We start from the raw sequence: 24,888 nt of genomic DNA on the forward strand, positions 1-24,888 counted from the left end.
ATTTACCCGCAGGAAGAAGAGGAATACGCATGCCGAATACGAAACCCGCCCAACCCCAACAGAATCAGCATAAGGAGAAAGCTCCCGGCGAGCAGGAACAGCACCGCCGTCGCCGCCGCCGTTCCCGCGGGCCGGGAGCCGCCCCGCAGGGGCAGGCCGCGGCCAAAACGTCCCAGCAGCCCCAGCAGGGCAAGAATGCCCCGGCTGCCGAAAAGAACGGTCAGCCCCGCAAGGGCCGGAACCCCCAGAACAACGGCCAGAGCGGCACCCAGAACGGCGGCCGCCGTCAGCAGCCCCAGCAGCCTGCTCAGCCCAAGAACCAGCGCCGCGGGGGAGAACAGCGTCCCGCCCGCCAGCCGGAATCCCAGTCCGGCCGCCGTGCCGGCAATGCCCGTCCTCGCCGGGAATCCCAGCCGGAGGACGTGGGTCTGCTGCTGATCACTCGCCGTCCGCCCAAACAGAAGTTTGCCAACTTTGAAGAGTACATTGCCGCTCATGGCGGTGTGACCGTGCCGGTGGAGGGCGACCCTGCGCCCGAAGCCCCGGCCGACGCCGAATGAACGCCGCACAGGCGGCCGGCCTGCGCTGTCCGGTGTGCGGCGGGGCCCTGGGCATCTGGGGCAGGACCTTGCGCTGCGCCAAAAATCACAGCTTTGATATGGCCAAGGAAGGGTATGTGAACCTGCTGCCCATCCAGAAGCGCCACGCCGCCGACCCGGGCGACGGCAAAGCCATGGTGGCGGCCCGCCGGTCCTTTCTGCAGAGCGGTGCCTACGACCCCTTCCGCAAGGCCCTGGGGGAGCTGTGTGCCCGGGCCGGGTATGCCGCGCCCCACATCGTGGACGCAGGCTGCGGGGAAGGCAGTTATGACCGGACGGTGCTGGACACCCTGGCCGCTGCCGGACAGGAAGCCCAGCTCATCGGGTTTGATCTCTCCAAGTCGGCGGTGCGTCTGGCAGCCAAACTGGTGCCCCAGGCGGCCTTTGCGGTGGGGGGAAGCTTCTGCGCTCCGGTGGCCGATGGCTGGGCGGATATCCTGCTCAACGTCTTTTCTCCTTTTGCCGAAGCGGAATTCTCCCGCATGCTGCGCCCCGGCGGGCTGCTGATCTATGCCGTGCCCACACCGCGCCATCTTTTCGGCCTCAAGGAAGTGCTGTACGACCAGCCCTATGAAAACCCGGACATCCGTACCCAATACCCCGGTTTTGTGCCGGCGGGGGAGCAGACCGTCACCGGGACCGTCACCCTGGACAATGCCATGGCTCTGAACCTCTTTGCCATGACGCCCTACTATTACAACACGCCGACAGAAGGTGCGCAGCGGCTGGCACAGTGCCCGGAACTGACCACCGAGATCGGCTTCCGCTTTTTGCTTTATCGCCGCGCCGCATCCTGAATCCAAGGCCCCGTCCGGGGCCTTTTTTAATTGGTTCAGCCGGAGGGTTTTGCCCATTTACAAAGGGCATCTTTTGGGCTACAATGGCGGCATGACCCCGCACAGCGGGCCGAAAGGATGTGTAACCATGGAGACCGAAGAAAAACGCCGTCAGATTCCCAACAGCATCGGGCGGGCCGTGTTTGTGGCCCTGTCTTTCCTGCTGCAGGTGGGGTGGATCCTGGGCTTTGCCCTCTACCTCACCCGGTATTATGCCGTGATTCAGCTGGCATCCAGCCTGCTGGCCCTGCTGCTGGTCTTTTCGGTGTACGGCCGCAACATGAACTCGGCTTTCCGGCTCAGCTGGATCATCCTGATTCTGCTGTTCCCGGTGCTGGGAACCTGCCTGTATCTGCTTTTCGGCCGGCCGGTGGCCCTGTGGCCTCTGCGCCGCCGCCTGCGTGCCGCCGACGCCGCCCTGGAACCCGCCAGACAGCGGGAACGGGAGGCCGGCACCGCCGTCACCCGGGACATGCGCGCCGCCGCCCCCGACCTGGGCGGACAGGTGACCTATCTGCAGGACCGGGCGGGATATCCGGTGTACCACAACACCCGGGTGCGCTTTTACGGCGACACCAATGAAGCCCTGGAAGCCCAGCAGGAAGCCCTGCGCAGCGCACAGCACTTCATCTTTATGGAGTACCATGCCATTGAGGATTCCATCGCGTGGCAGAGTCTGGAAGATATCCTGACCGAGCGGGCCCGGGCCGGAGTGGACGTGCGGGTCTTTTACGATGATGTGGGCAGTATGGGCTTCATCAGTCCGCCCTTTGCCCAGCGGCTGCGGGCCAAGGGCATTCAGTGCCGGGTGTTCAACCCCCTGATCCCGGCCATGAATATCATCATGAACAACCGGGACCACCGCAAGATCACGGTGGTGGATGGCCGGGTGGGCTTCACCGGCGGGTACAATCTGGCGGATGAATATTTCAACCTTACCCATCCCTACGGCACCTGGAAGGACACCGGCCTGCGGCTGGAAGGGGAGGCTGTCCGGGGTCTGACCCTGATCTTCCTGCAGATGTGGGGTGCCACCCAGAAGGAACCCCTGGACCCCGCGCCCTTCCTGCCGCCGGTGCAGCCGACCCTGCGCTCGGACGCAGTGGTGGTCCCCTATGCGGACGACCCTCTGGATGAGGAACCGGTGGGGGAAAACGTGTACATGAACCTGATCACCCATGCCGACCGGTATGTGTGGCTGACCACCCCGTACCTGATCATCAGCGATGAGATGCAGCGTGCCCTGACCCTGGCTGCCCGGCGCGGGGTGGACGTGCGGATCATTACCCCCGGCATCCCGGACAAGAAGATGGTGTTCCGGGTTACCCGCAGCCATTATGCCCGTCTGGCCGCGGACGGTGTGCGCCTGTTTGAGTACACCCCCGGTTTCATCCATGCCAAGCAGGCGGTAGCCGACGATAAGGCCGCGGTGGTGGGCACCATCAACCTGGATTACCGCAGTCTGTACCTGCATTTTGAGAACGCCTGCTGGTTTTCCGGCTGTGAGGCGGTAGGGGATGTGCGCCGGGATTTTGAAGGGCTCTTCCCCCAGTGCCGGGAGGTCACGGCTTTGTACAAGGAACGTCCGGCGGCGGTACGCGGGGTGGACTGCCTGCTGCGTCTGTTCAGCCCTCTGATGTGACAAAACAAAAAGGCGGTGTGCTGTTGCGGGCACACCGCCTTTTTGTCTGCTGCGGAAAAATCAGAGATCCGGGTCCTCCGGCTGTGCTTCCATCTCAAACCATTCCCGGTTCTCGGTGGTTTCGGTATCTTCGGTTTCCTGGGTGGTTTTGGTGTCTTCGGTCCGGTTCTGTGCCTCCCGGCGGGCTTTCATTGCATCCGGGTCGGAAGGAATCATCCCGGGGATCATGTCGCTCCCCTCCATGATATCGGTCCAGAAATCTTCCTGTTCGCTCTCGGCGCCGCGGGGGCCGTAAGGTCCGTGATACATAAACGTTTGCCTCCTTTGTGCATAAGGCCGGGGCAGATTGCCCAAGCTATGACTACATTTTGCAGCAAAGAGGTGTTTTTTATGCATAAACGCCGCGGACTTTTTTTTCAGAGCCTGGTTCTGACCCTGATCCTGGTGGTTCCCATGATGGGTACGGTGGTCTTTTTGGCTTCCCAGCGCACCGAGCAGCAGATGCTCCGGCAGGCGGCGGCCGACCAGGCCCAGCTGGCGGAGCCGGCAGGCGCCCGACAGACCCACCGCCTGCTTCTGGCCGTGCAGTCCGACGCGCCGGCATTCCTGCTGCTGCGGCTGGATGGTCCCGAGCAGGCGGCGCTTTTCTGCGCGCTGCCGGGGGATCTGGTCCTGCAGGCGCCTGCGGGCACCACCACCCTGTCCGAGTGCTATCTGGCCGCAGGTCCGGCCCGGGCGGAGGAACTTCTGGGGCAGACCCTGGGCGTTGCGCCGGATGCCTACCTGGCCGCCACGGCCAACACCTATGCCAGTCTCTGGGGACTGGAGGACGCCGTCCGGTTTGATACCGCTGCCGTCTTTACCGCCGAAGAGCGCCGGGAACTGGACTGCGGGGAAGAGTCGGTGGTGGAGCTCACCGTCGCCCAGGCATCGGAATTCCTGGCGCGGGCGGCGGCGCTGCCGGACCAGACCCCGGCTGCACTGGCCCGCGCCCGGGGGGCACTGTGGGCGGCCTTTTTCCGGCAGTTTCCGGATCATCTGGCGGACCTGGCCGCCGGTGCCCGCAATGTGAGTAGCCAGACCCTCACCGACCTGCGGGCCCAGGACCTGTATGAACTGGAAGAGACCCTGACCTGGCTTTCGGGAGCCACCGGCTACCATGTGGATTACCAGACCCTGGAACTGCAGCAGACGGCAGGGGGCAGCCGCCTGACCGACACGGACCTGGAAACGGTTCAGGCTTTGCTGGCCGGTGGGACCGCCGTGGAATGAGCCGACCACGCCCGCCCCAGAGCCGCGGCCACGGCGGCAATGTCCCCGGTGCGCAGGGCGGCATAGCCGGCCACCACCGTGTCGGGGCGGCAGCTCTCCGGGCGGGCCATGTAGTATTCGCTCAGCCCCCGCAGCTGGACCCCTTCGGTCCGGGCGGCGGCCACCATGGCCTGTTCTCCGCCGGCTCCCGGCAGGGTCAGCAGAAAATGCAGCCCGGATTGGGTACCGTCCAGTACCATCTTCGGACCCAACGCCTCCCGCAGTGCGGCGGCAAAGGTCTCCATCCGCCGTTTGTAGGCCAGACGCATCCGGGCAATGTGCCGGGTGAAATGCCCCTGGGCCATGAACCGGCACAAGGTCTCCTGCTCAAACCGGCTCACCGTGTTGGAATACACCGCAAAATCCCGGCGATAGCGTTCCAGCAGATGGGGCGGCAGTACCATGCAGGCGATCCGGATGCCCGGGGCCAGACTTTTGGAGAAGGTGGTCAGATACACCACCGGTCCGTCAGCCCCGGCCATGCCCTGCAGGCTGGGCAGGGGGCGGGTGCTGAACCGGAACTCCGAGTCATAATCATCCTCCAGAATGTACCGTCCCGGTCTGGCGGCGGCCCAGGCCAGCAGCTGGGCCCGACGCCAGGCCGGCATGGTCACCCCGGTGGGAAAGTGATGGCTGGGGGTTACATAGCACAGGTTGGCCCCGCAGGCTTCCAGGCCGTCGGCGGGCAGACCGTGACGGTCGATGTCCACCAGCCGGCAGGGAATGCCGTTGTTTTCCAGGATAGTGCGGGACCGGGTGTACCCCGGGTTCTCCACTGCGGCGGCCGACCCGGCAAACAGATGGGCCACACAGCCCAGAAGGTACTCGATGCCCGCCCCCACCACTACCTGTTCCGGGGTGCACACCACCCCCCGGTACTCGGCCAGATACCGGGCGATCTCCCCCCGCAGGTCCTCGTCTCCCTGCATGGGCCCGCGCTGCAGCAGTTCCGGGGCCTGGTACAGCAGTTCCTTCTGGATGCGTCCCCAGCTGCGGGCGGGGAAGAGCTCGGTGTCGATGCTGCCGGTGGACAGGTCATACCGGGGCGCCGCCTCTGGCCGGACAGGTTCGGCGGAAACCGCCGGCTCCGGTTCCGGGGCGGCCGGGGCAGGGCAGAGCATTCCCCCGGTGTCCTGCACATAAAAACCGCTGCGTGGCCGGGATTCCGCCAGCCCCTCGGCGGCCAGCATCTGGTAGGCAGCATCCACTGTGTTCACGCTCACCCCCAGCTGGCTGGCCATGGTCCGGCGGCCGGGCAGGGGACTGCCGGGGGCCAGGGCGCCGCTGCGGATATCCGCAGCCAGTCGGGCATACAGCTGTTCATACATGGGGGTACTGCTTTTGGCAGACAGTGTGATCATGAAGGCCCTCCCTTCCTGTTCTGCAAACTGGCCCCATGAAAAATTCAAATACTGGATATTCACACAAGGCCAGAAACGATTATAATGAGAGCATACCCCGACGGCGGGCAAATGTCAAGCCGCCGGGAAAATCACCGCCGGCAGGCGCAAGGCGCCGCGCACAGCCGGCCATGAGGGGAGATTTCAACTATGCAGCCTGCTCTGATCTGGCTTTTGTTCTTTTGCGTGGTGGTGCTGGTCCTGGTCTTTGCCGCCTTGTCCCGCACCCGGTTTACGGTCCAGAAGATCGCACTCATCGGTGTGATGGCCGCACTCAGCTTTGTGGCTTATGAGTTCTTCCGGATTCCCAACATTCTGGGCACCGGTTCCTCCTTCCATCTGGGCAACACCTTCACCGCCCTTACCGCCATGCTGCTGGACGGCGTTTCCGGCGGTCTGGCCGGTGCCATCGGTCTTTCTCTGGCGGATATCGTGGCCGGCGACCCGGGATATGCCATCACCACCTTCCTGCTCAAGTTCATCATCGGTCTGGTGTGCGGTGCTGCCAGCCACCGCCTGTTCCATCTGGCGGACCGTCATCCCGCCCGCAAGGTGGGCGCGGACCTGAAGTATCTGTCAATGGTCACCGGCAGCGCCTTCAGCGGCCTGCTGGTCAACGTCTTTACCGACCCCTTTATCGGCTACTTCCGCAACCGGTACATCTTCGGGCAGGATGTGGATCTGGCCGCCACCATGACCAAGGTGGCCAGCGGGGTGACGCTGGTCAACTCGCTGCTGTCCACCGTCTGCGCCGTGGTGCTCTATCTGGCCCTGCGCCCTGCCCTGGAAAAAGCCCGCCTGCTGCCCGGTACTCGCCGCATGCACGCCTGAGACAAGCCCAGCAAGCAACCGAAAAAACCGCCGGTCCCGTATGGGACCGGCGGTTTTTGCTTTCAGAAATCCGGTTTGGCGGTAATGCGGTCGGTGATCTCGTCCAGGGCGGCCAGCACCTGCTCCGCACCGAACTTTTTCTGGTTTTCCGTATAGGTGTAGTAGGCTCCCTGCACCTGGTAGGTCAGCATGATGTTGAACCGGGCGTCGTTGCGGGTTTCGGGCACAATGGAGAAGATATGCTCCTTGATGCCCCGCTCGATGCTGATGGGCAGTACCGCAGCCTGGGACCCGGAAAACAGGATGTTGGTCAGATTTTCGTGGGCGGCAAAGGAAGCAAACAGCTCCCGGGTGAACCGCTTGCGGTCGGTGAGAAAGCTGTCCGGCTGCTCCAGGCTGTCCAGCATCATCCGGATGACCTCGCTCTGCATCTGTTCCGACAGATCATAGATGTCGTGATAATGCAGGTAAAAGGTGGCTTTGCTGATCTGGGCCAGTTCGGCCAGCTCCTTCACCGTGATGCGTTCCAGGGGCTTGTGGGCCCGCAGCTGCAAAAAGGCGTTGCGGATGCTCTGCCGGGTCTTTTTTTCTCTCATGTCCATGGCTTCGCCTCCCTTGTCGATTTTTCAAAAGCGTCCAGTATTGTACACATTGTCAAATCCGCAGATGGTACAGCTGTGTGGTGTCTGCTATATTGATTATAGTAAATTACTGGACGACAGTCAAATAAATATGGAGGCAACCCCTATGGATTTTTACGGCTTTTACACCGGGCAGCTGTTTGATGCCTATGAATTTCTCGGGGCCCATCCCGGGGTGGAGGGAACGGTGTTCCGCACCTTTGCCCCCGGGGCGGCGGGGATCGACCTGCTGCTGGACGGCCAGCCCCGCCCCATGCACAAGATGGGGGACGGCAATTTCTATGAGCTGACGGTACCCGACGCACCCCCCGGCACCCTCTATGAGTACCGGATCCACACCCGGGACGGGCAGTTCACCGACCACTGCGACCCCTATGGATTCGGCATGGATCTGCGTCCGGCCCACCGGTCCATCGTGCGGGATCTGGGAGAGTATACCTTCCGCGATGCCCACTGGATGCGCACCCGCACCGACCGCCGCAATGAGCCCCTGAACATCTACGAGATGCATCTGGGGTCCTGGCGGCGCAAGCCGGACGGCACGGTATACAATTATGAGGAACTGGCCGGACCCCTGGCCGACTACCTGTGCGAGAGCGGCTACAACTATGTGGAATTCCTGCCCCTGGCGGAACATCCCTGTGACGAAAGCTGGGGCTATCAGATCACCGGGTTCTTTGCCCCCACCAGCCGGTACGGTACCGCCGCCCAGCTCATGGCCCTGGTGGATACCCTCCACCGCCGGGGCATCGGGGTCATCATGGACTTTGTGCCCGCCCACTTTGCCCTGGACCCCTACGCCCTGGCCCGGTATGACGGCACCGCCCTGTACGAGTATCCCCACAACGATGTGGGGGTCAGCGAGTGGGGCAGCTGCAACTTCATGCACTCCCGGGGGGAGGTGCGCAGCTTTCTGCAGTCGGCGGGGCATTACTGGCTGGAAAAGTTCCACTTTGACGGCCTGCGGTACGACGCCATCAGCCGAATCCTCTACTGGCAGGGGGACGAGCGCCGGGGCGTCAACGGCAACGGGGTGGAATTCCTGCGCACCATGAACCGGGGGCTCAAACAGCGCCACCCCGGCTGTCTGCTGGCAGCGGAGGATTCCACCTGTTTCGAGGGCATCACCCGTCCGGCGGAGCAGGGAGGACTGGGCTTTGACTACAAGTGGGATCTGGGCTGGATGCACGACACCCTCTCTTTCCTGCAGACTGACCCGGAATACCGCCCGGACAACTACCACAAGCTGACCTTCTCCATGATGTACTATTACAAGGAACGGTATCTGCTGCCCTTCTCCCACGACGAGGTGGTCCACGGCAAGGCCACCATTTTGCAGAAGATGAATGGCGGCTACGACGGCAAGTTCCCCCAGGGGCGGGCGCTGTACCTGTATATGATGACCCACCCGGGCAAAAAGCTGAATTTTATGGGCAGTGAGATCGGCCAGCTGCGGGAGTGGGACCCGGCCCGGGAACAGGACTGGTGTCTGCGCAGCTACCCCAACCATGACGGATTCTACCATTATATCCAGGCGCTCAACCGGCTGTATCTGGAGGAGCCGGCACTGTGGCAGCAGGATGAGGACCCGGCAGGCTTTGTCTGGCTGGACTGCCACCGGGAAAGCCAGTGCGTCTATGTGTTCGAGCGTTGGGCCGGACACCGTCGGGTGGCTGCGGCCTTCAATTTCAGCGACAAGCCCCAGACTTTCGCGGTGCCCGTCCAGCCCGGGACGGCCCGGGTGCTGCTGTACAGCGACTGGCAGCCCTACGGCGGCATGACGCCGGAAGGGGAGTGCCCCTGCACGGTGGCCGGACAGAAACTGGAAGGGACGCTGGCACCCTTCTCCGCCGTTCTGCTGCGGCTGGAATGACCCTAAGCACAGACACAAAAAAGCGCGCCCTGCATGGCACGATGGCCATGACAGGGCGCGCTTGACTTTGCATTTCTTGCACCGCGATTCTTGCGGATATTGCCTAAATGCGGACGGCCGTCCGCCGCCGGACACTCAGGCGTCGGCTTCGTCGGGGCCGCCGTACAGGGTGATATATTCGGTGGGGTCGGGCTTGCGCTTGCACAAAACAGCAGCCGCCAGCGCCAGAACACCGGCCAGAACAGCCAGCACAGCGATCATCTTGAGAACGGTTTTCATCAGGCATACCTCCCTGCCCCGCAAAGGGCCCGCGATATCATATTACGCTTGCGTACAGTATACCACACAGGCGGGCAAAAGGCAATGCAAAACCCCTGTATGGGACCGCGCAGGGCAAAGAAAATGTTTCCAAACTATGGACATTGTGTAAAATTTGACCACTGCCGCGGCCTTGACTTGGCAGGATAAGCGCATTAAAATAAACCATGTATAATTTTGTCTTTTTGGCGGTGGAAGCCGGCAAAAAGAGCAACAAAGGAATGGGGGAACAGGATCCATGTTGAAAATCCTGAAGCGCTCCGCCAAGGGCGCCCGTGTCCCGCATGAGAAATCGACGGCCGACATGCCCACCGTGCGTATGCCGGTGCCCAAAAACGTCGTCATTCCCATGTCGATGCACATCGGCGCTCCGGCGGAACCCGTCGTCAAAAAAGGCGATCAGGTGTTCGTTGGCACCCTGATCGGCAAAGCCGGCGGTTTTGTCAGTGCCAATATCCACTCCAGCGTGTCCGGCACGGTGGTTGACGTGGCGCCCATGCGCATGGTCAACGGTCCGGTCTGTCAGGCTGTGGCCATCCAGTGCGACGGCAACCAGACCGTGGACCCGGCCTGCGTGCCGCCCACGGTCACCGACAAGGAATCCCTGCTGGCTGCCATCCAGGCCTGCGGCCTGGTGGGTGTGGGCGGCGCGGGCTTCCCGACCCACGTCAAGCTCATGGCCAAGGTGGACACCCTGCTGATCAATGCGGCGGAGTGCGAGCCCTACCTGACCACCGACGCCCGTGAAATGCTGGAATGCAGCGACACCATCCTGTCCGGCATCCAGGCTGTCATGAAGTACTGTGAGATCCCGCATTGCATCATCGGCATTGAGCGCAACAAGCCGGCATGCATCGACCTGATGTGCTCCCTGACCCGGGACATGAAGGGCGTTTCGGTCAAGCCGCTGCCCATGCGGTACCCCCAGGGCGCTGAAAAGACCCTGGTGGAGACCTGCACCGGACGGGAAGTGCCCCAGATCGGACCTTCCGGCAAGGCGGGCCTGCCGGCGGACTGCGGCTGCATCGTCATGAACGTCACTTCCGTGTCCACCCTGGGCAAGTATCTCAAGACCGGTATTCCTCTGGTCAGCAAGCGTGTCACGGTGGATGGCGATGCCATCGCCAAGCCCCAGAACATCGAAGTGCCCATCGGCACCCTGTACCGGGATGTCATCGAAGCCTGCGGCGGCATCAAGCCGGACGTGGAACTGGGCAAGATCATCTTCGGCGGTCCCATGATGGGCGGTGCTTCGCCCAGTGCGGACTTCCCGGTGCTCAAGCAGAACAACGGCCTGCTGCTGTTCAGCCGCAAGGCGGCCGTTCTGCCTGCCGCCCAGCCCTGCATCCGCTGCGGCCGGTGCATCAGCGCCTGCCCCATGGGTCTGGAACCGGTGGTCATTGTGGAAAACCATAACAAGAAGGATACCGCGGCCCTGAAGAGCCTGTGCGTGGACCTGTGCGTTGCCTGCGGCAGCTGCACCTATGTCTGCCCGGCCAAGCGCCCGGTTTCCCAGGCTGTGACCCAGGCCAAGGCCTGGTATCTCAGCGAAATGCGCAAGGGAGGTAAGTAACGATGGACCAGGTTTTGTTCGTAACTGCCTCGCCCCATATCCGGGACGATTCCAGCACCCGCGGCCTGATGGGCAACGTCCTCAAGGCGCTGGTGCCCTGCATCGTCGCGGCAGCGCTGATCTTCGGCTATGAAGCCCTCATCAGCGTGGCCGTCACCACGCTGGCCTGCGTGGCTTTCGAGTATCTGTACTGCCTGATCATGAAGAAACCCAACCCGGTGGGCGACCTTTCCGCCTGCGTCACCGGCGTGATCCTGGCACTGAACTTCCCCGTGGGTCTGCCTCTGTGGATCTGCGTGGTGGGTGCCTTTGTGGCCATCGTGGTGGTCAAGCAGCTGTTCGGCGGCATCGGCTTCAACTTTGCCAACCCGGCACTGGTGGGCCGTATCGTGCTGTTCCTCAGCTTTACCGCCCGCATGACCGCTTATGTCTACCCCGACATGGCGGTGGATGCCCTGGCTTCCGCCACCCCGCTGGCTGACAGCGTGGACAAGACCACCGTCAGCCTGCTGGACCTGTTCCTGGGTCTGCACGGAGGCATGATGGGTGAGACCTGTATCCTGGCCATCCTGCTGGGTCTTGTTTACCTGCTGGCCACCGGCACCATCGGCTTTGCCATTCCCGGCAGCATCGTGGGCACCGTCTTTGTGCTGTCCTGGATCGCCACCGGCAGCCTGCATGCCGCTGTGGCCGAGATTCTGGCCGGCGGCCTGATGTTCGGCGCCGTCTTTATGGCCACCGACTACGTCACCAGCCCCTTCACTACCAAGGGCAAGCTGATCTATGGCATCTTCATCGGTCTGGTGACCTTCGCCATCCGCTATTTCGGCAGCATGAACGAAGGAATGAGCTTCGCCATCCTGCTGGGCAACCTGATGGTGCCCTGGTTCAACGCCTGGAGCCACCAGATCCCGCTGGGCTACAAGAAACCCAAAAAGCAGAAAAAGGCCGCCAAAGCCGCGGCCAAGGAAGGGGGCAACGCCTGATGGCTGAGAAGAACGCAAAGACCCCCGCGCAGGAGTCCGCTTTCAAGACGATGATCTACCCGGTCATCATCCTGGTTGTCATCTGCGTGGTGTGCAGCGCCGCTCTGGCGGCCCTGAACGACGTCACCAAACCCATCATCCAGGCCAACCAGGAAGCCGCCACCCAGGAAGCGTACATGGGCGTTCTGCCCGGTGTCACCGATCCTTCCGCCCTGACCACGGTGGAAAACATCCAGACCCCCGGTGTGCAGGGCGCCGTGACCACCGCCGACGGGCTGGTGGCCATCAAGGCTTCCGCCGCCGGTTACAGCGGCAAGGAAGTGGTGGTCTATGTTTCCTTTGACGCTTCCGGCAAGATTCTGGCCACCAGCGTGGACGCTTCCTCCCAGACCACCGGCATCGGTTCCAAGACCATGAACGAAAGCTTCTGGTCCGGTTTCCTGGGTTGGGATGCCTCCCAGCATATGTCCGCCGGCAACCCCGTGGATACCATCGCGGGTGCCACCATTTCTTCCAACGCTGTCATTTCGGCCTATAACAGCGCCATCGACTGCTACAACAATGAGATCAAGGGGGTGGCCTGACCATGAGCGAAAAACAAAGCCTGTGGAAGATCTTCACCGCCGGTATTATCCGTGAAAACCCGGTCCTGCGTCTGGTGCTGGGCTGCTGCTCGGCCCTGGCCGTCACCACCACCGTTTCCGGCGCCCTGGGCATGGGCCTGTCCATGACCTTCGTGCTGGTGTGCTCCAACATCGTCATTTCCGCCCTGCGCAAGGCGATTCCCGACAAGGTCCATCTGCCCTGCTACATCGTCATCATCGCCACCTTCGTCACCGTGGTCCAGATGGTGCTGGAAGCCTACGCCCAGGATCTGTACGACTCCCTGGGGGTGTTCCTGGCCCTGATCGTGGTCAACTGCATCATCCTGGGCCGTGCCGAGATGTTCGCCTGCAAGCACACGGTGGTGGAATCCGCCGTGGACGGCGTGGGCATGGGTCTTGGCTACATCATCACCATGCTGCTCATGTCCAGCGTCCGTGAGATCATCGGCAACGGTTCCTGGATGGGCATCACCATCATCCCCGAAAGCGTGGATCGCATGGGCCTGATGAACCAGGCTCCCGGCGGCTTCTTCGTCTTCGGCTGCCTGATGGCCCTGTGCGTTTTCATTGAGAAAAAGACCAACCATCCCATTGAGCGCAAAACCTGCGGCGAAGTCATGCTGGACGAGATCGACGCCGCCAAATCCGAAGGAGGTGACCAGGCATGACCAACTTTGCTGTGTTTGCAACCATCTTCTTCAACCTGATCCTGGTCAACAACTACGTTCTGGTCCAGTTCCTGGGCATCTGCCCCTTCCTGGGCGTTTCCAAAAAGGTGGATTCTTCCACCGGCATGGGTCTGGCGGTCATCTTCGTCATGGTCATTGCCACGGCGGTCACCTTCCCGCTGCAGATCTTCCTGCTGGATGCCTATGACCTGGGCTACATGCAGACCGTCGTCTTCATCCTGGTCATCGCCGTGCTGGTCCAGCTCATCGAGATCACCCTGAAAAAGTATGTGCCTGCCCTGTACACCGCCCTGGGCGTGTATCTGCCCCTGATCACCACCAACTGCTGCGTGCTGGGCGTCACCATCCTGGCCGTGCAGGATTACTCCGATATCGTGGCGGAGCAGGGCTTTGGTCTGGCGTATGCCGAAGCGCTGATCTGCGCTGCCGGCGCCGGCGTGGGCTTCCTGGTGGCCATGCTGCTCTTCTGCGGCGTGCGCCAGCGTGTGGAGTCCTCCAACCCGCCGGAAAGCTTCAAGGGCCTGCCCATCACCCTGGTGTCGGCGGCCATCACCTCGATGAGTTTCATGGGCTTCGGCGGCCTGGTTGAAAACATCATCAATGCACTGGTCTGAGATAAGGAGGGGGACTAAGTATGAATCCGATCATTCTTGCGGTCGCCGTCCTGGCGGTGCTGGGTCTGGTGGGCAGTATCGTGCTGGTGCTGGCTTCCAAGTTCATGGCTGTGTATGAGGACCCGCGCATTGCGGAAATCACCGCCTGTCTGGCGGGCGCCAACTGCGGCGGCTGCGGCTACGCCGGCTGTGCCGACTACGCCAAGGCCATTGTGGAGGACGGCGCGCCCACCTTCAAGTGCGCACCCGGCGGCGACAAGGCTGCCGATGCCATCGACACCATCATGGGCAGCGAGACCAGTGACCGTCCCAGCCTGAAAGCGGTGGTCCTGTGCAACGGCGGCGAAAACTGCGGCAAGCGGTTCAGCTACCAGGGCATCCAGACCTGTGCCGCTGCGGCTTCTGTGGCCGGCGGCCCCAGTGCCTGCGCCTTCGGCTGCCTGGGCCTGGGTGACTGCACCCGTGCCTGCATGTTCGACGCCATCCATGTGGTCAACGGCGTGGCCGTGGTGGACCGTACCAAGTGCACCGGCTGCTCCGCCTGCATGAACGTCTGCCCGCGCCATGTCATCGACATGAAGCCCATTGCCCCGCAGCCTGTGGTGGAATGCTCCAACACCGACCGCGGCGCCATCGTCAACAAGACCTGCAAGGTGGGCTGCATTGCCTGCGGTCTGTGCGTCAAGAACTGCCCGCAGCAGGCCATCTTCTTCAAGAACAACGTGGCCGTCATCGACTACACCAAGTGCAACGGCTGCGGCACCTGCGTGACCAAGTGCCCGAAGAAGGTCATCCACTGGGTGGAAGGCAAACCCACCTCGGTGGACGCTCCGGTGCCCGAACACCAGGTCCTGTAATGGCTTTTGCCTGAACAAACCCAATAACAACGCCGCCCCGGCAGGGAACATCCCGTGCCGGGGCGGCGCTTTTTGTATATGCGTTTTTCTCAGAACAGATGGTCCGCGGGGTAGAGCCCTTCCGCGCTCATGCGGCGCAAGGCTTCCACCAGTTCGGGTTTGTCCTCCCGGTAGGTGATGCCGTGCCAGCGGTCGGAGCTGGTGAGCACGGTGACCTGGGCGGTACCCTTTTCCAGGGCGGCGGTGACTACGCTGGGCAGGTAATATTCACACTTCAGCGGATTCACCGGCAGGCTGGCGTCCAGGAAGGCGGCAAAGCCCTCCCGGGCACGGTCGAGAAAATCCGGGGTGAAGCCCCACAGGTTCATGGACACCACCGCGTCGGCGGGCAGGTCGGTCCAGTGGGTGCCGTCGTCCTCGGTAAAGTGGATGCCGCCCGCGTAGGTCTCAATGCGGGTGCGTTCGGTCACGCTCACCAGACGGTTGTTCCCGTCCAGGGTGCACACGCCCCGGGACACCGACCCATTGGCGCTCACCGTGTTGCCCAGCAGAAAGCCCACCATGCACCAGGGGGCGGGGGAGCCGTCCATGGCCCGGGCATTGGCCAGATGTTCATAGATCAGCCGGAAACCCTGGGGCCCGTAGTAGTCGTCGGCATTGATGACCGCAAAAGGCGCGTCGATCACATCCGCCGCCGACAGGATGGCGTGGGCGGTGCCCCAGGGCTTGATGCGGCCCTCCGGCACGGCAAAACCGGCGGGCAGTTTGTCCAGGGTCTGGTAGGCATAGCGGACTTCCAGGCCGGCTTTTTCGGCCCGGGCACCCACGCTGGTGCGGAACGCCTCGTCAATCTCCGGCTTGATGATAAAGACCACCGTCTCGAACCCGGCACGGCGGGCATCATACAGGCTGTAATCCAGGATGGCTTCCCCGGCGGGACCCACCGGGTCGATCTGCTTCAGGCCGCCGTACCGGCTGCCCATACCTGCCGCCATCACGGCCAGGATCGGTTTGCTGTTCATAAAAATCCTCCCCATCTGTACGGATGTCTGTTGCTTTTATTGTATACGTTTGCCCGCCGGGATGCAAGCACCGGAACGTGATGGCAGGGAACAGTTAAATTCCGGTAAATTGCGGCGAAAACCGATAGTATTTTTGACACAGACGTGCTATAATGTATACCAACTAATGTACCAACTGAAAATTCCAGGAATCTTTTTTGCCGCGTACAGGCGGCCATTCTGCTGTGGATACGGAGGGGATGAAGATGGGCACAACCTGCAGGGGTCTGGTGCTGGCCGGCGGCGGCGCCAAGGGCAGTTACCAGGTCGGGGCATATCGGGCACTGAAGGAGCTGGGCTGGCAGCCCGACATCATCACCGGCACCAGCGTGGGCTGTCTGAACGCGGCCCTTTTTGTGCTGGACAAGGTCTCCGAGGCAGAAGAACTGTGGAAGAACCTGGACATCCATGGCGTGCTGGAAATGCCGGACGGCAAGACGCCGGAAGAACTGCAGAACTTTCTGCTGGATACGGTGCGCAGCGGCGGGCTGGATCTGGAACCTTTGGGGGATGTGATCGACCGCTACCTGGACGAGGATGCCATCCGCGCCGCGCCGGTGCGCTACGGTCTGGTCATGACCGAGATGAACACCCTGAAGAGTGTGCAGCTCCCCCTGGAACAGATCCCCCAGGGCCGCCTGAAGGAATACATGATGGCCTCCAGCGCCTGTTTTCCGGCCCTGCGGCCCCGCACCATCGACGGGGTGAAGTATATTGACGGCGGCTGGCGGGACAATATGCCGCTGACCCTGGCCGCCAGCATGGGCGCCACCGAACTGGTGGCGGTGGACATTGAAGGGGTGGGCTACAACAAGCCCAACCGCACCGGCCTGCCCACCCGGGTCATCCGCAGCCATTGGGACCTGGGTCCCATGTTTGACTTTGACGGGGTGCGGGCCGTGCGCAATATGGCCCTGGGCTACCTGGACACCCTGCGTGTCTTCGGCCGGGTGGGCGGCACGGCTTACGCCCTTCTGCCGGACCCGGACGGCTTTTTGCCCAAGTTTGCCGCCGCTTATCAGCAGCAGCTTTCGGCAGCCGTCTCCCGGGCTCCCACCCTGGCTTTGGCCGAGACCATGGCCCGACAGCGCCGGGACTATCCGGCCCCGTTCTCTCAGAATCTGCTGGCCCCCACCCGGGGGGCCTCCGCGCCGCTGGAACTGGCAGCGGAGAAGATGAACGTACCGCCGGAGGAACCCTACACCCCGCGCCTGCTGGCACTGACCTTCTTGGGCAGCTTTGACCGGGATCCCGCAGACCGCTTCCGCGTGCTGCTGGGCAGGGAAGAGGGCAACCACATCGGGGAGACGGCCATGGCCGCCGCCGCACCGGATGATTTTGTCACGGCGCTGGTGTCCCACACCTTGCAGGAAATGCGGTTTTTCTGATGGGGCACCCGGTCCGGCAATGCCGTCATATTGCCGTATACAGGAAAGGAGCGTGCAGCCTATGCGTACATTTACAGGAACCACCGCTTCCGGCGGGCTGACCATCGGCCCCGTGGTGCGGATCGACCGCGGCCTCATCGGGCTGCACCGTATCGTCAGCGACCCCTATCAGGAGCGGGCCCTGTATGATGCCGCCATCGTGCTGGCCAAGGATGAACTGGCCATGCTGCGCAAGCGGGCCCAGGACCCCAAGGATGCCGATATTCTTCTGTTTCAGATGGCATTGCTGGAGGACGAATCCTTCACCAATGAGATCGGCGATTATATCGCCGCGGGAGCGGGCAGCGCCGCTGCTGTGGAGCGGGCCGAACGCATCTTTGCCGGCCGCATCAGCAACATTGACGACGACTATATAAAAGAACGCAGTGTGGACGTGTGCGACGCCTGCCGCCGGGTGGTGGACATTCTGGACGGCCGGTCCCGCCGTCCTTTGCAGCTGGATCAGCCCAGCATCCTGGCGGCGGACCTGTTCTATCCCAGCGATCTGTTCGCCCTGGACCGCAGCATGATCCTGGGGCTCATCTCCGACCGGGACAGCGTCACCAGCCACGCGGCCATCATGGCCCGGGGAATGGGCATCCCGGCTCTGTGCCGGTTGGGAGAAGGCGTCTCCAAAAGCGCCGAAGGCCATACGGTGGTGCTGGATGCCGAGCGCAGCAGCCTGGTGGTGGACCCCACCCCCGAACAGGTGGAGGCGGCCCATCACCGCATGGAGCAGCTTCAGCACCGCCGGCGCCGCCCGGACCCGCGGATCAACAAGCCCAACCGCACCCGGGACGGCACAGCCTTCGTGATTCTGGGGTCGGCCAATTCCAGCGAACCCAGTGAGATCCGGGCTGCCCTGGACAACGGCGCCAACGGCGGCATCGGTCTGGTGCGTACCGAGTCCATGATTCTGAACAATTACGATGAGGAACGGCAGGTGGCCGAATACCGCAAGCTGCTGGAAAGCGCCGAAGGCTGGCCGGTGGTGGTCCGTCTGTATGACCCCGGTGCCGACGACGGCGCGCCCTGGGTACAGACGGTGCAGACCCTGGCCGCCCGGGATTCCCTGTACAAGACCCAGAAGCGGGCCTTGCTGCGGGCCGGCGGGTCCGGGGTCCTGCGGGTGGTGGTGCCCATGATCTGCGGTGTGCAGGGCTGGGACGAGTGCATGCACAGTTTTGAGGAATGCAAGCGGGAACTGCGCCGGGAAGGCATCCCCTTTGATGAGGATCTGCCGGTGGGCTGCATGATCGAAGTGCCCGCCTCGGCGCTGGAAGTGTCCGAAATCATCGAACACGGTGCCCGCTTCCTGTACATTGACCTGGACGATCTGGCCAACTTCATCTATGTGCAGCCCCAGAATGAACGGGAGGAGCGGCGCAAGACCGACACGCCGGTGGTCAAGCGGCTGGTGCGGGATGTGCTGGATGCCGCTTCGGCCCACAACACCGATGTGACCCTGTGCGGCATCCCGATGAATCAGCTGGACGCCATGCCCGGGTATATGTTCCTGGGGGCCCGCAGCTTCTGCGTGGAAAACGCCTGCCTGACCGAACTCAAGGGCAGCCTGCTGCAGCTGGATCTGTCCGGTCAGCGGGGACAGGAAGCCTGAAAAACAGTTGAAAAAAGCCCCCGTGCCGCATATACTGGGCCGGGGGCAGGAAAACGCGGGGGACGCCGTCCGGCATCCCCCGCGTTGTTGTCTGTCTGGTTTATTCCAGGTCCCCCGTCAGGGTCATCACGGCGGCCAGCGCCGCCAGGGGGGCTGTCTCGCACCGCAGGATGCGGGGCCCCAGGCCCACCGTCACCCCGCCGGAAGCGGCGGCCTGCTGGGCTTCCTCGGGGGCAAACCCGCCCTCGCTGCCGGTGACCAGGGCAATGCGGGCGGCATCCGGCGTGTTTGCTATAATCTGCCGCAAAGACCTTCCGCCGCCCTCGTAAAAGAAGAGCACCAGGTCATACTGCCCGAACTCGGCACAGACCGAGGCAAAATCCGGCAGGGGCATCCGCACATCCGGCACCAGCCCCCGGCCGCACTGCTTGGCGGCCTCGGCGGCAATGCGGTTGTACCGCTCATTCTTTGCCTCCTCCTTTTTGGGGGCGGCCACACAGTACCGGCTGAAGAAAGGCACCACCTGCGCCACCCCCAGTTCCACGCCGTGGCGGATGACCTCTTCCAGCTTCCCCTGTTTGGGGTAGGCGGCGTACAGGGTCACCCGGGTCCTGGGCTCGGCGGTGCTGGGATACCCCTCGCTCACCGTGAACAGGACCCGGTCCCCCTGGATGCTCTCGATGCGGCCGGTGTATTCCAGGGCATCCGGACCGCACAGGACCACCTCATCCCCGATGCCCGCCCGCATCACATGGACCAGGTGATGGGCGTCGGTACCCTGCAGGACCGCATGGCCGTCGGCCACGTCCCGGGTAAAATAGCGGTGGGGCATCTCTCAGTCCTCCTTGCGGCAGACGATGCACACCCAGCCGCGCTTCTCGTGCACTTCAAAGGGATCCAGTCCGGCGGCGCGCAGGCCTTCCAGCACTTCCTCCTTGCGGGTGTCGATGATGCCGGAGGCGATGAACACCGCACCGGGGGCCATCAGGGCGGGCACATGGGGCGCCAGGGACAGAATGGCCGACGCCACGATGTTGGCGGTGATGATGTTGTATACACCGCTGGCCTTGTCCGAAAGGTCTCCCACCAGCACTTTGAACCGGTCCTGCACCCCGTTGCGCTGGGCGTTCTCCCCGGCGGTGCGCACGCACATGGGATCAATGTCCACGCCCTCGGCCTCGGCGGCGCCCAGCTTCAGGGCCGCAATGGACAGAATGCCCGACCCGGTGCCGATATCCAGCATCCGCTCGCCGCCCTTGATGCGGGCGTCCAGCACCTCCAGACACAGGGAGGTGGTTTCATGGGTGCCGGTGCCGAAAGCCATGCCCGGGTCCATGGTAATCACGGTGCGGTCAGTCTGGTATTCCTCCCAGCCGGGAACGATGGCCAGCCGCTGACCGATGTCCATGGCGTGGTAGTATTTTTTCCAGGCGTTCTGCCAATCCTCCTGTTCGACACCGGTGGTGGAAAGGGTGTACTCAATGCCCGAAGCATCCAGCCGCTCCCGGAACAGGGGCAGCACCTCGGCCAGGTTCTCGTCCGGGGCCAGATACATGTGCACCTTCACGACATCCCGGGGCTGGTCCAGCAGATCCTGCTCGATCAGGTCCACATGGGCAATCTCCCAGGCCTGCTGTTCCAGATCGCTGTAATCTTCAATATAAATGCCGCCGTTGGCCACCATGGTGGCGATGGCTTCGGCGGTGTCGGCGTACTTCTGGGGTACGGTGATGGTAATGTCGGTCCACTCCATAATTCGGAATCCTCCTGCTGCAAGATAGTTGTATTATACCGCATCCCACGCGGCTTGGAAAGGGGCGCTTTGTATGAACCTGAGGCTTTTGCCGCTGGACGCGGCACAGACAAAAGCGGTGTATGACCGCTGGATGAAGGCGGATTTCCCGCCGGAAGAGCTCAAACCCTACGCCAGTATGGCCCAGATGATGGAAAAAGGCTGGTACGAACCCCTGGCCCTGCTGGACGGCACCACCGGCGCCATGGCGGCCTATGCCTTCCAGACGGTCATGCCCGACTGCCGGTGCGCTCTGCTGGATTATTTTGCGGTCCTGCCGGACCGGCGGGGCCACGGCACCGGCACGGCGGCCCTGAAAGCCTTGGCCGGACATTACCGGGACCGGATGGAGGCCCTCATCATCGAGTGCGAACACCCCGCCGAAGCCCCCGACCCGGAGACAGCCCGACGGCGCATCGGGTTCTATCTGCGGGCGGGGGCCCGCACCACCGCCATCGAAAGCCGGCTCTTCGGGGTGCGGTATCTGGTTCTGGCCCTGCCCTGCGGGGATGCCGTGCCGGATGCGGCGGTCAACGCCGACCTGCGGCGCATCTACCGGATGACAGTGCCGGAACCCTACTACCGGGGCAACGTAATATTTTACGGCGGCTGAGGGCATACTGGGAACAAACACCTTTTATAAAGGAAGTGTTCCCGTGAAACTGGACCCCAAAACCTATGCCAGGATGGTCCGGCATGCCATGCCCCATTCTCCCGTTCTCAAGGACTGCCTGTGGGCGTTCCTTGTGGGCGGCGGGATCTGTCTGGCGGGGGAGATGCTGCGGCAGACCTACCTTGCCTGGTATGATGCAGAGATGGCCGGCACCCTGACCAGCATCACCCTGATCTTTGCCTCGGCGGTGGCCACCCTCTTCGGCTGGTACCAGAAACTGGCCGTCCACGCGGGGGCGGGTACCCTGGTGCCCATCACCGGCTTTGCCAACTCGGTGGTCAGTCCGGCCATTGAGTTCAAGACCGAAGGCTGGGTCACCGGCATCGGTGCCCATATCTTCGGCATTGCCGGACCGGTTCTGGCCTTCGGTACCCTGGCCAGCTGGGCCTGGGGCGTGATCTACTGGGCCATGAGCAAAGGAGGGTGAGGAAAGATGTCGGTCCGCCGCAAAGATACCATTGTTTTTGAGCACCCTCCCGTCATCTCCACCTGGGCCGCCGTGGGCGGCAAGCGGGAAGGGGAAGGTCCGCTGGCCGCCGGTTTTGATCTGCTGGTGGAGGACGCCTCCTTCGGGCCGGAAGGCTGTTCCGGCTGGGAAAGTGCCGAGACCATGCTCCAGTCCAAATGTGCCAAGATCTGCCTGCGCAAGGCGGGCATCTCCGCCCGGGAGGTCACCCTGGCCTTTGCCGGGGACCTGCAGGCCCAGTGCACCGCCAGCGCCTACGCCATGCGGGCGCTGGGCGTGCCCTTTGCGGGGCTGTACGGGGCCTGCAGCACCATGGCGGAATCCCTCTGCCTGGGAGCGGCCTTTGCCGGAGCTGGCTACAGTGAGCGTACCCTGGTCATGACCAGCAGCCACTTCTGCGCCGCCGAACGCCAGTTCCGCACCCCGCTCACCTACGGAGGCAAGCGCACCACCACCGCCCAGTGGACCGCCACTGCCGCCGGGGCCTGCCTGCTGCGTCCGGCGGGAGCGGAGGGGGTCCCTGTGCTGTCGGTGACCTTCGGCCGGGTGCAGGACTACGGGGTGCACGATATCAACAATATGGGCGCCGCCATGATGCCAGCTGCGGCGTCCACCCTGCTGGCTTATTTTCATGCCTTTGACGCCGCACCCCAGGACTTCGACGCCATCCTGACGGGGGATCTGGGGGAGGTGGGCAGCGAGCTGCTGCACACCCAGATGCGCCGGGAAGGCTACGACCTTTCCAACCACTGGGACTGCGGCTGCCTGCTCTACGATACCTCCCGCCAGAACGTACAGGCAGGGGGCAGCGGTCCGGGGTGCAGCGCTGCGGTGCTGTGTGCCCGGGTGCTGCCCCGGCTGCAGCGGGGAGAGTGGAAACGGGTGCTGTTCCTTTCCACCGGTGCCCTCATGAGCCAGACTACCTTTCTGCAGGGGGAAAGCATCCCCGGCATCGCCCATGCGGTGGAGCTGGGCGCACCAAAGGAGGGGAAAAAGGCATGAGTTACCTGTGGGCATTTGTCATCGGCGGTGCCATCTGTGTGGTGGGCCAGCTGCTGCTGGACTACACCGCCCTGAGTCCGGCCCGCATCCTCACCGGGTATGTGGTGGCGGGGGTGGTGCTCAGCGCGGCGGGACTGTACCAGCCGCTGGCCGATCTGGCCGGGGCGGGGGCCAGCGTGCCCCTGCTGGGGTTCGGCCATCTGCTGGCCCAGGGGGTCTGCCGCGCCGTGGACCAGACCGGTCTGCCCGGAGCCTTTACCGGGGGGCTGTGCGCCGCTTCCGGCGGTGTGACGGCCAGCCTGGTTTTTGCCCTGCTGGCAGCATTGGTGGGCCACAGCCGGGACCAAAATTGAAAAGCATCCGCAAAAACGAAAATTCCCGCCCCGGGGTCGAGACCCTGAGGCGGGAATTGTTCTTGCTGGAATTTACTGCGCAGCGTTGACCTTGTTGTTGCGCTTGGCCATGCGGCTGACCTTGCGGGAAGCAGTGTTCTTATGGATGACACCCTTGCTCTTCGCAGAGTCAATGGCAGAGACGGCCGCACGGATGACGGCGTCCTTGTCAGCAGCATTGCTGTCGATGGCAGCGTCTGCCTTCTTGATCACTGTTTTCAGGCTGGTCTTGATGGCCTTGTTGTGCATAGCCTCTTTCTTGGCCTGCACCACGCGGTCCTTCTGGGATTTAATGTTAGGCATTCGTTCCACCTCCTTGGTTGACCCATAACAGTACAAATTATACTAGCATATTTTTGGGCGCGTTGCAAGACCTTTTTTGAAATTTTTTGGCGTATCCCTTCCGGTTTTCGGCGTTTGGCGGGGCATTTCCGTCCCGTGGGCAAATCCGGGGCCCTCCCCGCATATACTCAAATTCAGGGAGAGGAGGGATCGCCATGTTGGAACTGCGCCGTGGGCTGGCCCGCCTGGGGGCCGGAACGCTGGCGGCCGTGCTGGGACTGGGCTGCGTCTGGGCAGCGGGGCGGCTGCCGCCGGGGAACTGGGGGCTGCGGGCGGCGGCTTTTGTGGTGGCACCGGCAGCCACCCTGCATGTCTGGCAGGAAGAACTGGCGCCCGTCGACCATACCACCCGCACCATGGCGGCGGCCAGCGCCACGCCGGTCCCGGCCGGGGAACCGACCCCCGCCCCGGTCGCTACACCGGACCCGGCGGCAGCTTCCACACCGGAACCCGCCGCCACGGCGTCTCCCTCCGTCACCGCTCTGCCGGATCTGGCCAACGCCGGGGCCATCCGCGCCCAGTTCTACTCCCAGGGCAGCGGGGAAGGGTATGTGCAGCTGGATGCCGGCAGCATCAAGAACTCCACCCAGCACACCGATGCCGAACTGGCCCGGGCTGCGGACGGCCCGCTGCCTTTTGAGGTGGAACTGGACAGTGAGGAGCCCCAGGTGCTGATCCTGCACACCCACGCCACCGAGACCTACCAGACCTGGGACGACCTTGTCTATGACCCGGACTTTTCCGCCCGCACCACCGATGCCTCCCTGAATATGTGTGCGGTGGGGGACCGCATGACCGAGATCCTGAACCAGGCAGGCATCCGCACCGTCCACGACACCACCCTCCATGATTCTCCCAGCTATACCGAAAGTTATGCCCGCAGTGCCCAGACCGCCCGGTCCTGGGTGGAAAAATACCCCAGCATCAAGGTGATCCTGGATGTGCACCGGGACGCCATCGAAAACTCTGACGGCACCCGCGTCAAACCTCTGTGCCAGATCGACGGGCAGGACACCGCCCAGGTCATGATCATCGCCGGATGTGACAACGGCGGCACCGTCAATCTGCCCCACTGGCAGCAGAACCTGAAATTTGCCGCCGCCTGGGAGACCGAGATGGAGACCCTGTACCCCGGTCTGACCCGCCCGGTGCTGTGCGGGTACCGGTTCTACAACCAGGATGTGACCACCGGCAGCCTGCTCATCGAGATCGGCGGCCATGCCAACACCCTGACCGAGGCGGTGCGCGGGGGAGAGTACGCTGCCCGGGCTCTGGCAGCCCTGTTCCGGGGACAGGGGTGAGAATTTTGGGCTGTACATTCCCGCTCCGATGCGCTATAA

At 63.2% G+C, this 24,888-nt stretch carries 27 protein-coding genes; 19 read left to right on the plus strand and 8 right to left on the minus strand.

The genetic code is table 11. The annotated features are described in order from the left end of the window. Positions 1-29 precede the first annotated feature (29 nt). From AC127K_RS11195 to cls, 3 genes are all read left to right on the plus strand, one after another. Entirely contained in the window at positions 30-560 is a 531-nt protein-coding gene (locus tag AC127K_RS11195) for a hypothetical protein (protein ID WP_483720650.1), read from the plus strand. Then, entirely contained in the window at positions 557-1,396 is an 840-nt protein-coding gene (locus tag AC127K_RS11200) for a putative RNA methyltransferase (protein WP_294538855.1), read from the plus strand. Before AC127K_RS11195 ends, AC127K_RS11200 begins: the two co-directional genes overlap by 4 nt. A gap of 127 nt (positions 1,397-1,523) precedes the next feature. Then, positions 1,524-3,077: a cardiolipin synthase gene (gene cls / locus AC127K_RS11205; protein ID WP_483720651.1), complete on the plus strand. Its 1,554-nt coding sequence runs from the start codon at positions 1,524-1,526 to the stop codon at positions 3,075-3,077. Positions 3,078-3,137: 60 nt separating this feature from the next. Here the strand turns inward: cls and AC127K_RS11210 are convergent, their stop codons facing one another. Then, entirely contained in the window at positions 3,138-3,386 is a 249-nt protein-coding gene (locus AC127K_RS11210; RefSeq protein WP_294538849.1) for a hypothetical protein, read from the minus strand. Between the two features lie 81 nt (positions 3,387-3,467). Between AC127K_RS11210 and AC127K_RS11215 the strand changes: the two genes are divergently transcribed. Next, a complete protein-coding gene (locus tag AC127K_RS11215) occupies positions 3,468-4,349 on the plus strand; it encodes a hypothetical protein (RefSeq protein WP_483720652.1) in 882 nt (293 codons plus the stop codon). Here the strand turns inward: AC127K_RS11215 and pdxR are convergent. Then, positions 4,313-5,749 (minus strand): MocR-like pyridoxine biosynthesis transcription factor PdxR, encoded by a 1,437-nt coding sequence (gene pdxR / locus AC127K_RS11220; protein ID WP_483720653.1) that lies wholly within the window; start codon positions 5,747-5,749, stop codon positions 4,313-4,315. The two genes, AC127K_RS11215 and pdxR, sit on opposite strands and share 37 nt — an antisense overlap. Positions 5,750-5,938: 189 nt before the next feature. Between pdxR and AC127K_RS11225 the strand changes: the two genes are divergently transcribed. Further along, positions 5,939-6,619 (plus strand): ECF transporter S component, encoded by a 681-nt coding sequence (locus AC127K_RS11225; RefSeq protein WP_483720654.1) that lies wholly within the window; start codon positions 5,939-5,941, stop codon positions 6,617-6,619. Positions 6,620-6,681: 62 nt separating this feature from the next. On the opposite strand, the gene AC127K_RS11230 is transcribed toward AC127K_RS11225, so the two are convergent. Beyond that, the gene (locus tag AC127K_RS11230) at positions 6,682-7,221 is read right to left on the minus strand and encodes a TetR/AcrR family transcriptional regulator (RefSeq protein WP_483720655.1); all 540 of its coding nucleotides are present in this window, start codon (positions 7,219-7,221) and stop codon (positions 6,682-6,684) included. A gap of 145 nt (positions 7,222-7,366) precedes the next feature. On the opposite strand from AC127K_RS11230, the gene glgB reads away from it, so the two are divergent. Further along, the gene (gene glgB / locus AC127K_RS11235; RefSeq protein ID WP_483720656.1) at positions 7,367-9,133 is read left to right on the plus strand and encodes a 1,4-alpha-glucan branching protein GlgB; all 1,767 of its coding nucleotides are present in this window, start codon (positions 7,367-7,369) and stop codon (positions 9,131-9,133) included. A 135-nt stretch (positions 9,134-9,268) separates the two neighbouring features. Here the strand turns inward: glgB and AC127K_RS11240 are convergent, their stop codons facing one another. Next, complete coding sequence (locus AC127K_RS11240) at positions 9,269-9,412, minus strand: hypothetical protein (RefSeq protein WP_483720657.1); 144 nt, start codon at positions 9,410-9,412, stop codon at positions 9,269-9,271. A gap of 277 nt (positions 9,413-9,689) precedes the next feature. Here AC127K_RS11240 and AC127K_RS11245 point away from each other — a divergent pair, with 277 nt between their 5' ends. Genes AC127K_RS11245 through AC127K_RS11270 form a run of 6 tightly spaced genes read left to right on the plus strand, consistent with a single transcriptional unit; the run spans position 9,690 to position 14,775 of the window. Beyond that, the gene (locus AC127K_RS11245) at positions 9,690-11,024 is read left to right on the plus strand and encodes an RnfABCDGE type electron transport complex subunit C (protein WP_483720658.1); all 1,335 of its coding nucleotides are present in this window, start codon (positions 9,690-9,692) and stop codon (positions 11,022-11,024) included. Between the two features lie 2 nt (positions 11,025-11,026). Continuing rightward, positions 11,027-12,010 (plus strand): RnfABCDGE type electron transport complex subunit D, encoded by a 984-nt coding sequence (locus tag AC127K_RS11250; protein WP_483720659.1) that lies wholly within the window; start codon positions 11,027-11,029, stop codon positions 12,008-12,010. Then, on the plus strand, positions 12,010-12,594 hold the full coding sequence (locus AC127K_RS11255) for an RnfABCDGE type electron transport complex subunit G (protein WP_483720660.1): 585 nt from the start codon (positions 12,010-12,012) through the stop codon (positions 12,592-12,594). The genes AC127K_RS11250 and AC127K_RS11255 overlap by 1 nt, the downstream gene beginning before the upstream one ends. A gap of 2 nt (positions 12,595-12,596) precedes the next feature. Beyond that, positions 12,597-13,283 (plus strand): electron transport complex subunit RsxE, encoded by a 687-nt coding sequence (gene rsxE / locus AC127K_RS11260; RefSeq protein WP_204648154.1) that lies wholly within the window; start codon positions 12,597-12,599, stop codon positions 13,281-13,283. Beyond that, positions 13,280-13,918 carry an electron transport complex protein RnfA gene (locus tag AC127K_RS11265; RefSeq protein WP_483720661.1) on the plus strand — a complete coding sequence of 213 codons (639 nt, stop codon included), beginning with the start codon at positions 13,280-13,282 and terminating at the stop codon, positions 13,916-13,918. Before rsxE ends, AC127K_RS11265 begins: the two co-directional genes overlap by 4 nt. 20 nt (positions 13,919-13,938) lie before the next feature. After that, positions 13,939-14,775 carry an RnfABCDGE type electron transport complex subunit B gene (locus AC127K_RS11270; protein ID WP_483720662.1) on the plus strand — a complete coding sequence of 279 codons (837 nt, stop codon included), beginning with the start codon at positions 13,939-13,941 and terminating at the stop codon, positions 14,773-14,775. 89 nt (positions 14,776-14,864) lie between these two features. On the opposite strand, the gene AC127K_RS11275 is transcribed toward AC127K_RS11270, so the two are convergent. Then, the gene (locus AC127K_RS11275; protein WP_483720663.1) at positions 14,865-15,797 is read right to left on the minus strand and encodes a nucleotidyltransferase family protein; all 933 of its coding nucleotides are present in this window, start codon (positions 15,795-15,797) and stop codon (positions 14,865-14,867) included. A 245-nt stretch (positions 15,798-16,042) separates the two neighbouring features. On the opposite strand from AC127K_RS11275, the gene AC127K_RS11280 reads away from it, so the two are divergent. Together AC127K_RS11280 and AC127K_RS11285 are read left to right on the plus strand one after the other, a co-directional pair. Further along, a complete protein-coding gene (locus tag AC127K_RS11280) occupies positions 16,043-17,224 on the plus strand; it encodes a patatin-like phospholipase family protein (protein WP_483720664.1) in 1,182 nt (393 codons plus the stop codon). A 61-nt stretch (positions 17,225-17,285) separates the two neighbouring features. Continuing rightward, on the plus strand, positions 17,286-18,881 hold the full coding sequence (locus tag AC127K_RS11285; protein WP_294541382.1) for a putative PEP-binding protein: 1,596 nt from the start codon (positions 17,286-17,288) through the stop codon (positions 18,879-18,881). A 100-nt stretch (positions 18,882-18,981) separates the two neighbouring features. On the opposite strand, the gene AC127K_RS11290 is transcribed toward AC127K_RS11285, so the two are convergent. Together AC127K_RS11290 and prmA are read right to left on the minus strand one after the other, a co-directional pair. Continuing rightward, positions 18,982-19,713: an RsmE family RNA methyltransferase gene (locus AC127K_RS11290; protein ID WP_483720665.1), complete on the minus strand. Its 732-nt coding sequence runs from the start codon at positions 19,711-19,713 to the stop codon at positions 18,982-18,984. Between the two features lie 3 nt (positions 19,714-19,716). Further along, the gene (gene prmA / locus AC127K_RS11295) at positions 19,717-20,634 is read right to left on the minus strand and encodes a 50S ribosomal protein L11 methyltransferase (RefSeq protein WP_483720666.1); all 918 of its coding nucleotides are present in this window, start codon (positions 20,632-20,634) and stop codon (positions 19,717-19,719) included. A gap of 73 nt (positions 20,635-20,707) precedes the next feature. Between prmA and AC127K_RS11300 the strand changes: the two genes are divergently transcribed. The 4 genes from AC127K_RS11300 to AC127K_RS11315 are packed head-to-tail and all read left to right on the plus strand — an operon-like array spanning position 20,708 to position 23,167. Further along, positions 20,708-21,286 (plus strand): GNAT family N-acetyltransferase, encoded by a 579-nt coding sequence (locus AC127K_RS11300; protein WP_483720667.1) that lies wholly within the window; start codon positions 20,708-20,710, stop codon positions 21,284-21,286. A gap of 43 nt (positions 21,287-21,329) precedes the next feature. Next, positions 21,330-21,773, plus strand: a complete 444-nt coding sequence (locus AC127K_RS11305) for a SpoVA/SpoVAEb family sporulation membrane protein (RefSeq protein ID WP_294541408.1) — start codon at positions 21,330-21,332, stop codon at positions 21,771-21,773. A 6-nt stretch (positions 21,774-21,779) separates the two neighbouring features. After that, positions 21,780-22,814, plus strand: coding sequence for a stage V sporulation protein AD (locus AC127K_RS11310; RefSeq protein ID WP_483720668.1), 1,035 nt, complete (start codon positions 21,780-21,782; stop codon positions 22,812-22,814). Beyond that, positions 22,811-23,167, plus strand: a complete 357-nt coding sequence (locus AC127K_RS11315) for a SpoVA/SpoVAEb family sporulation membrane protein (protein ID WP_294541412.1) — start codon at positions 22,811-22,813, stop codon at positions 23,165-23,167. Before AC127K_RS11310 ends, AC127K_RS11315 begins: the two co-directional genes overlap by 4 nt. 72 nt (positions 23,168-23,239) lie before the next feature. Here the strand turns inward: AC127K_RS11315 and rpsT are convergent, their stop codons facing one another. Next, the gene (rpsT, locus tag AC127K_RS11320) at positions 23,240-23,509 is read right to left on the minus strand and encodes a 30S ribosomal protein S20 (RefSeq protein WP_204648758.1); all 270 of its coding nucleotides are present in this window, start codon (positions 23,507-23,509) and stop codon (positions 23,240-23,242) included. Positions 23,510-23,703: 194 nt separating this feature from the next. On the opposite strand from rpsT, the gene spoIIP reads away from it, so the two are divergent. Beyond that, positions 23,704-24,849: a stage II sporulation protein P gene (gene spoIIP / locus AC127K_RS11325; protein WP_483720669.1), complete on the plus strand. Its 1,146-nt coding sequence runs from the start codon at positions 23,704-23,706 to the stop codon at positions 24,847-24,849. Positions 24,850-24,888: the final 39 nt, after the last annotated feature.

The sequence above is a fragment of the Subdoligranulum sp. DSM 23681 genome (assembly GCF_057005535.1).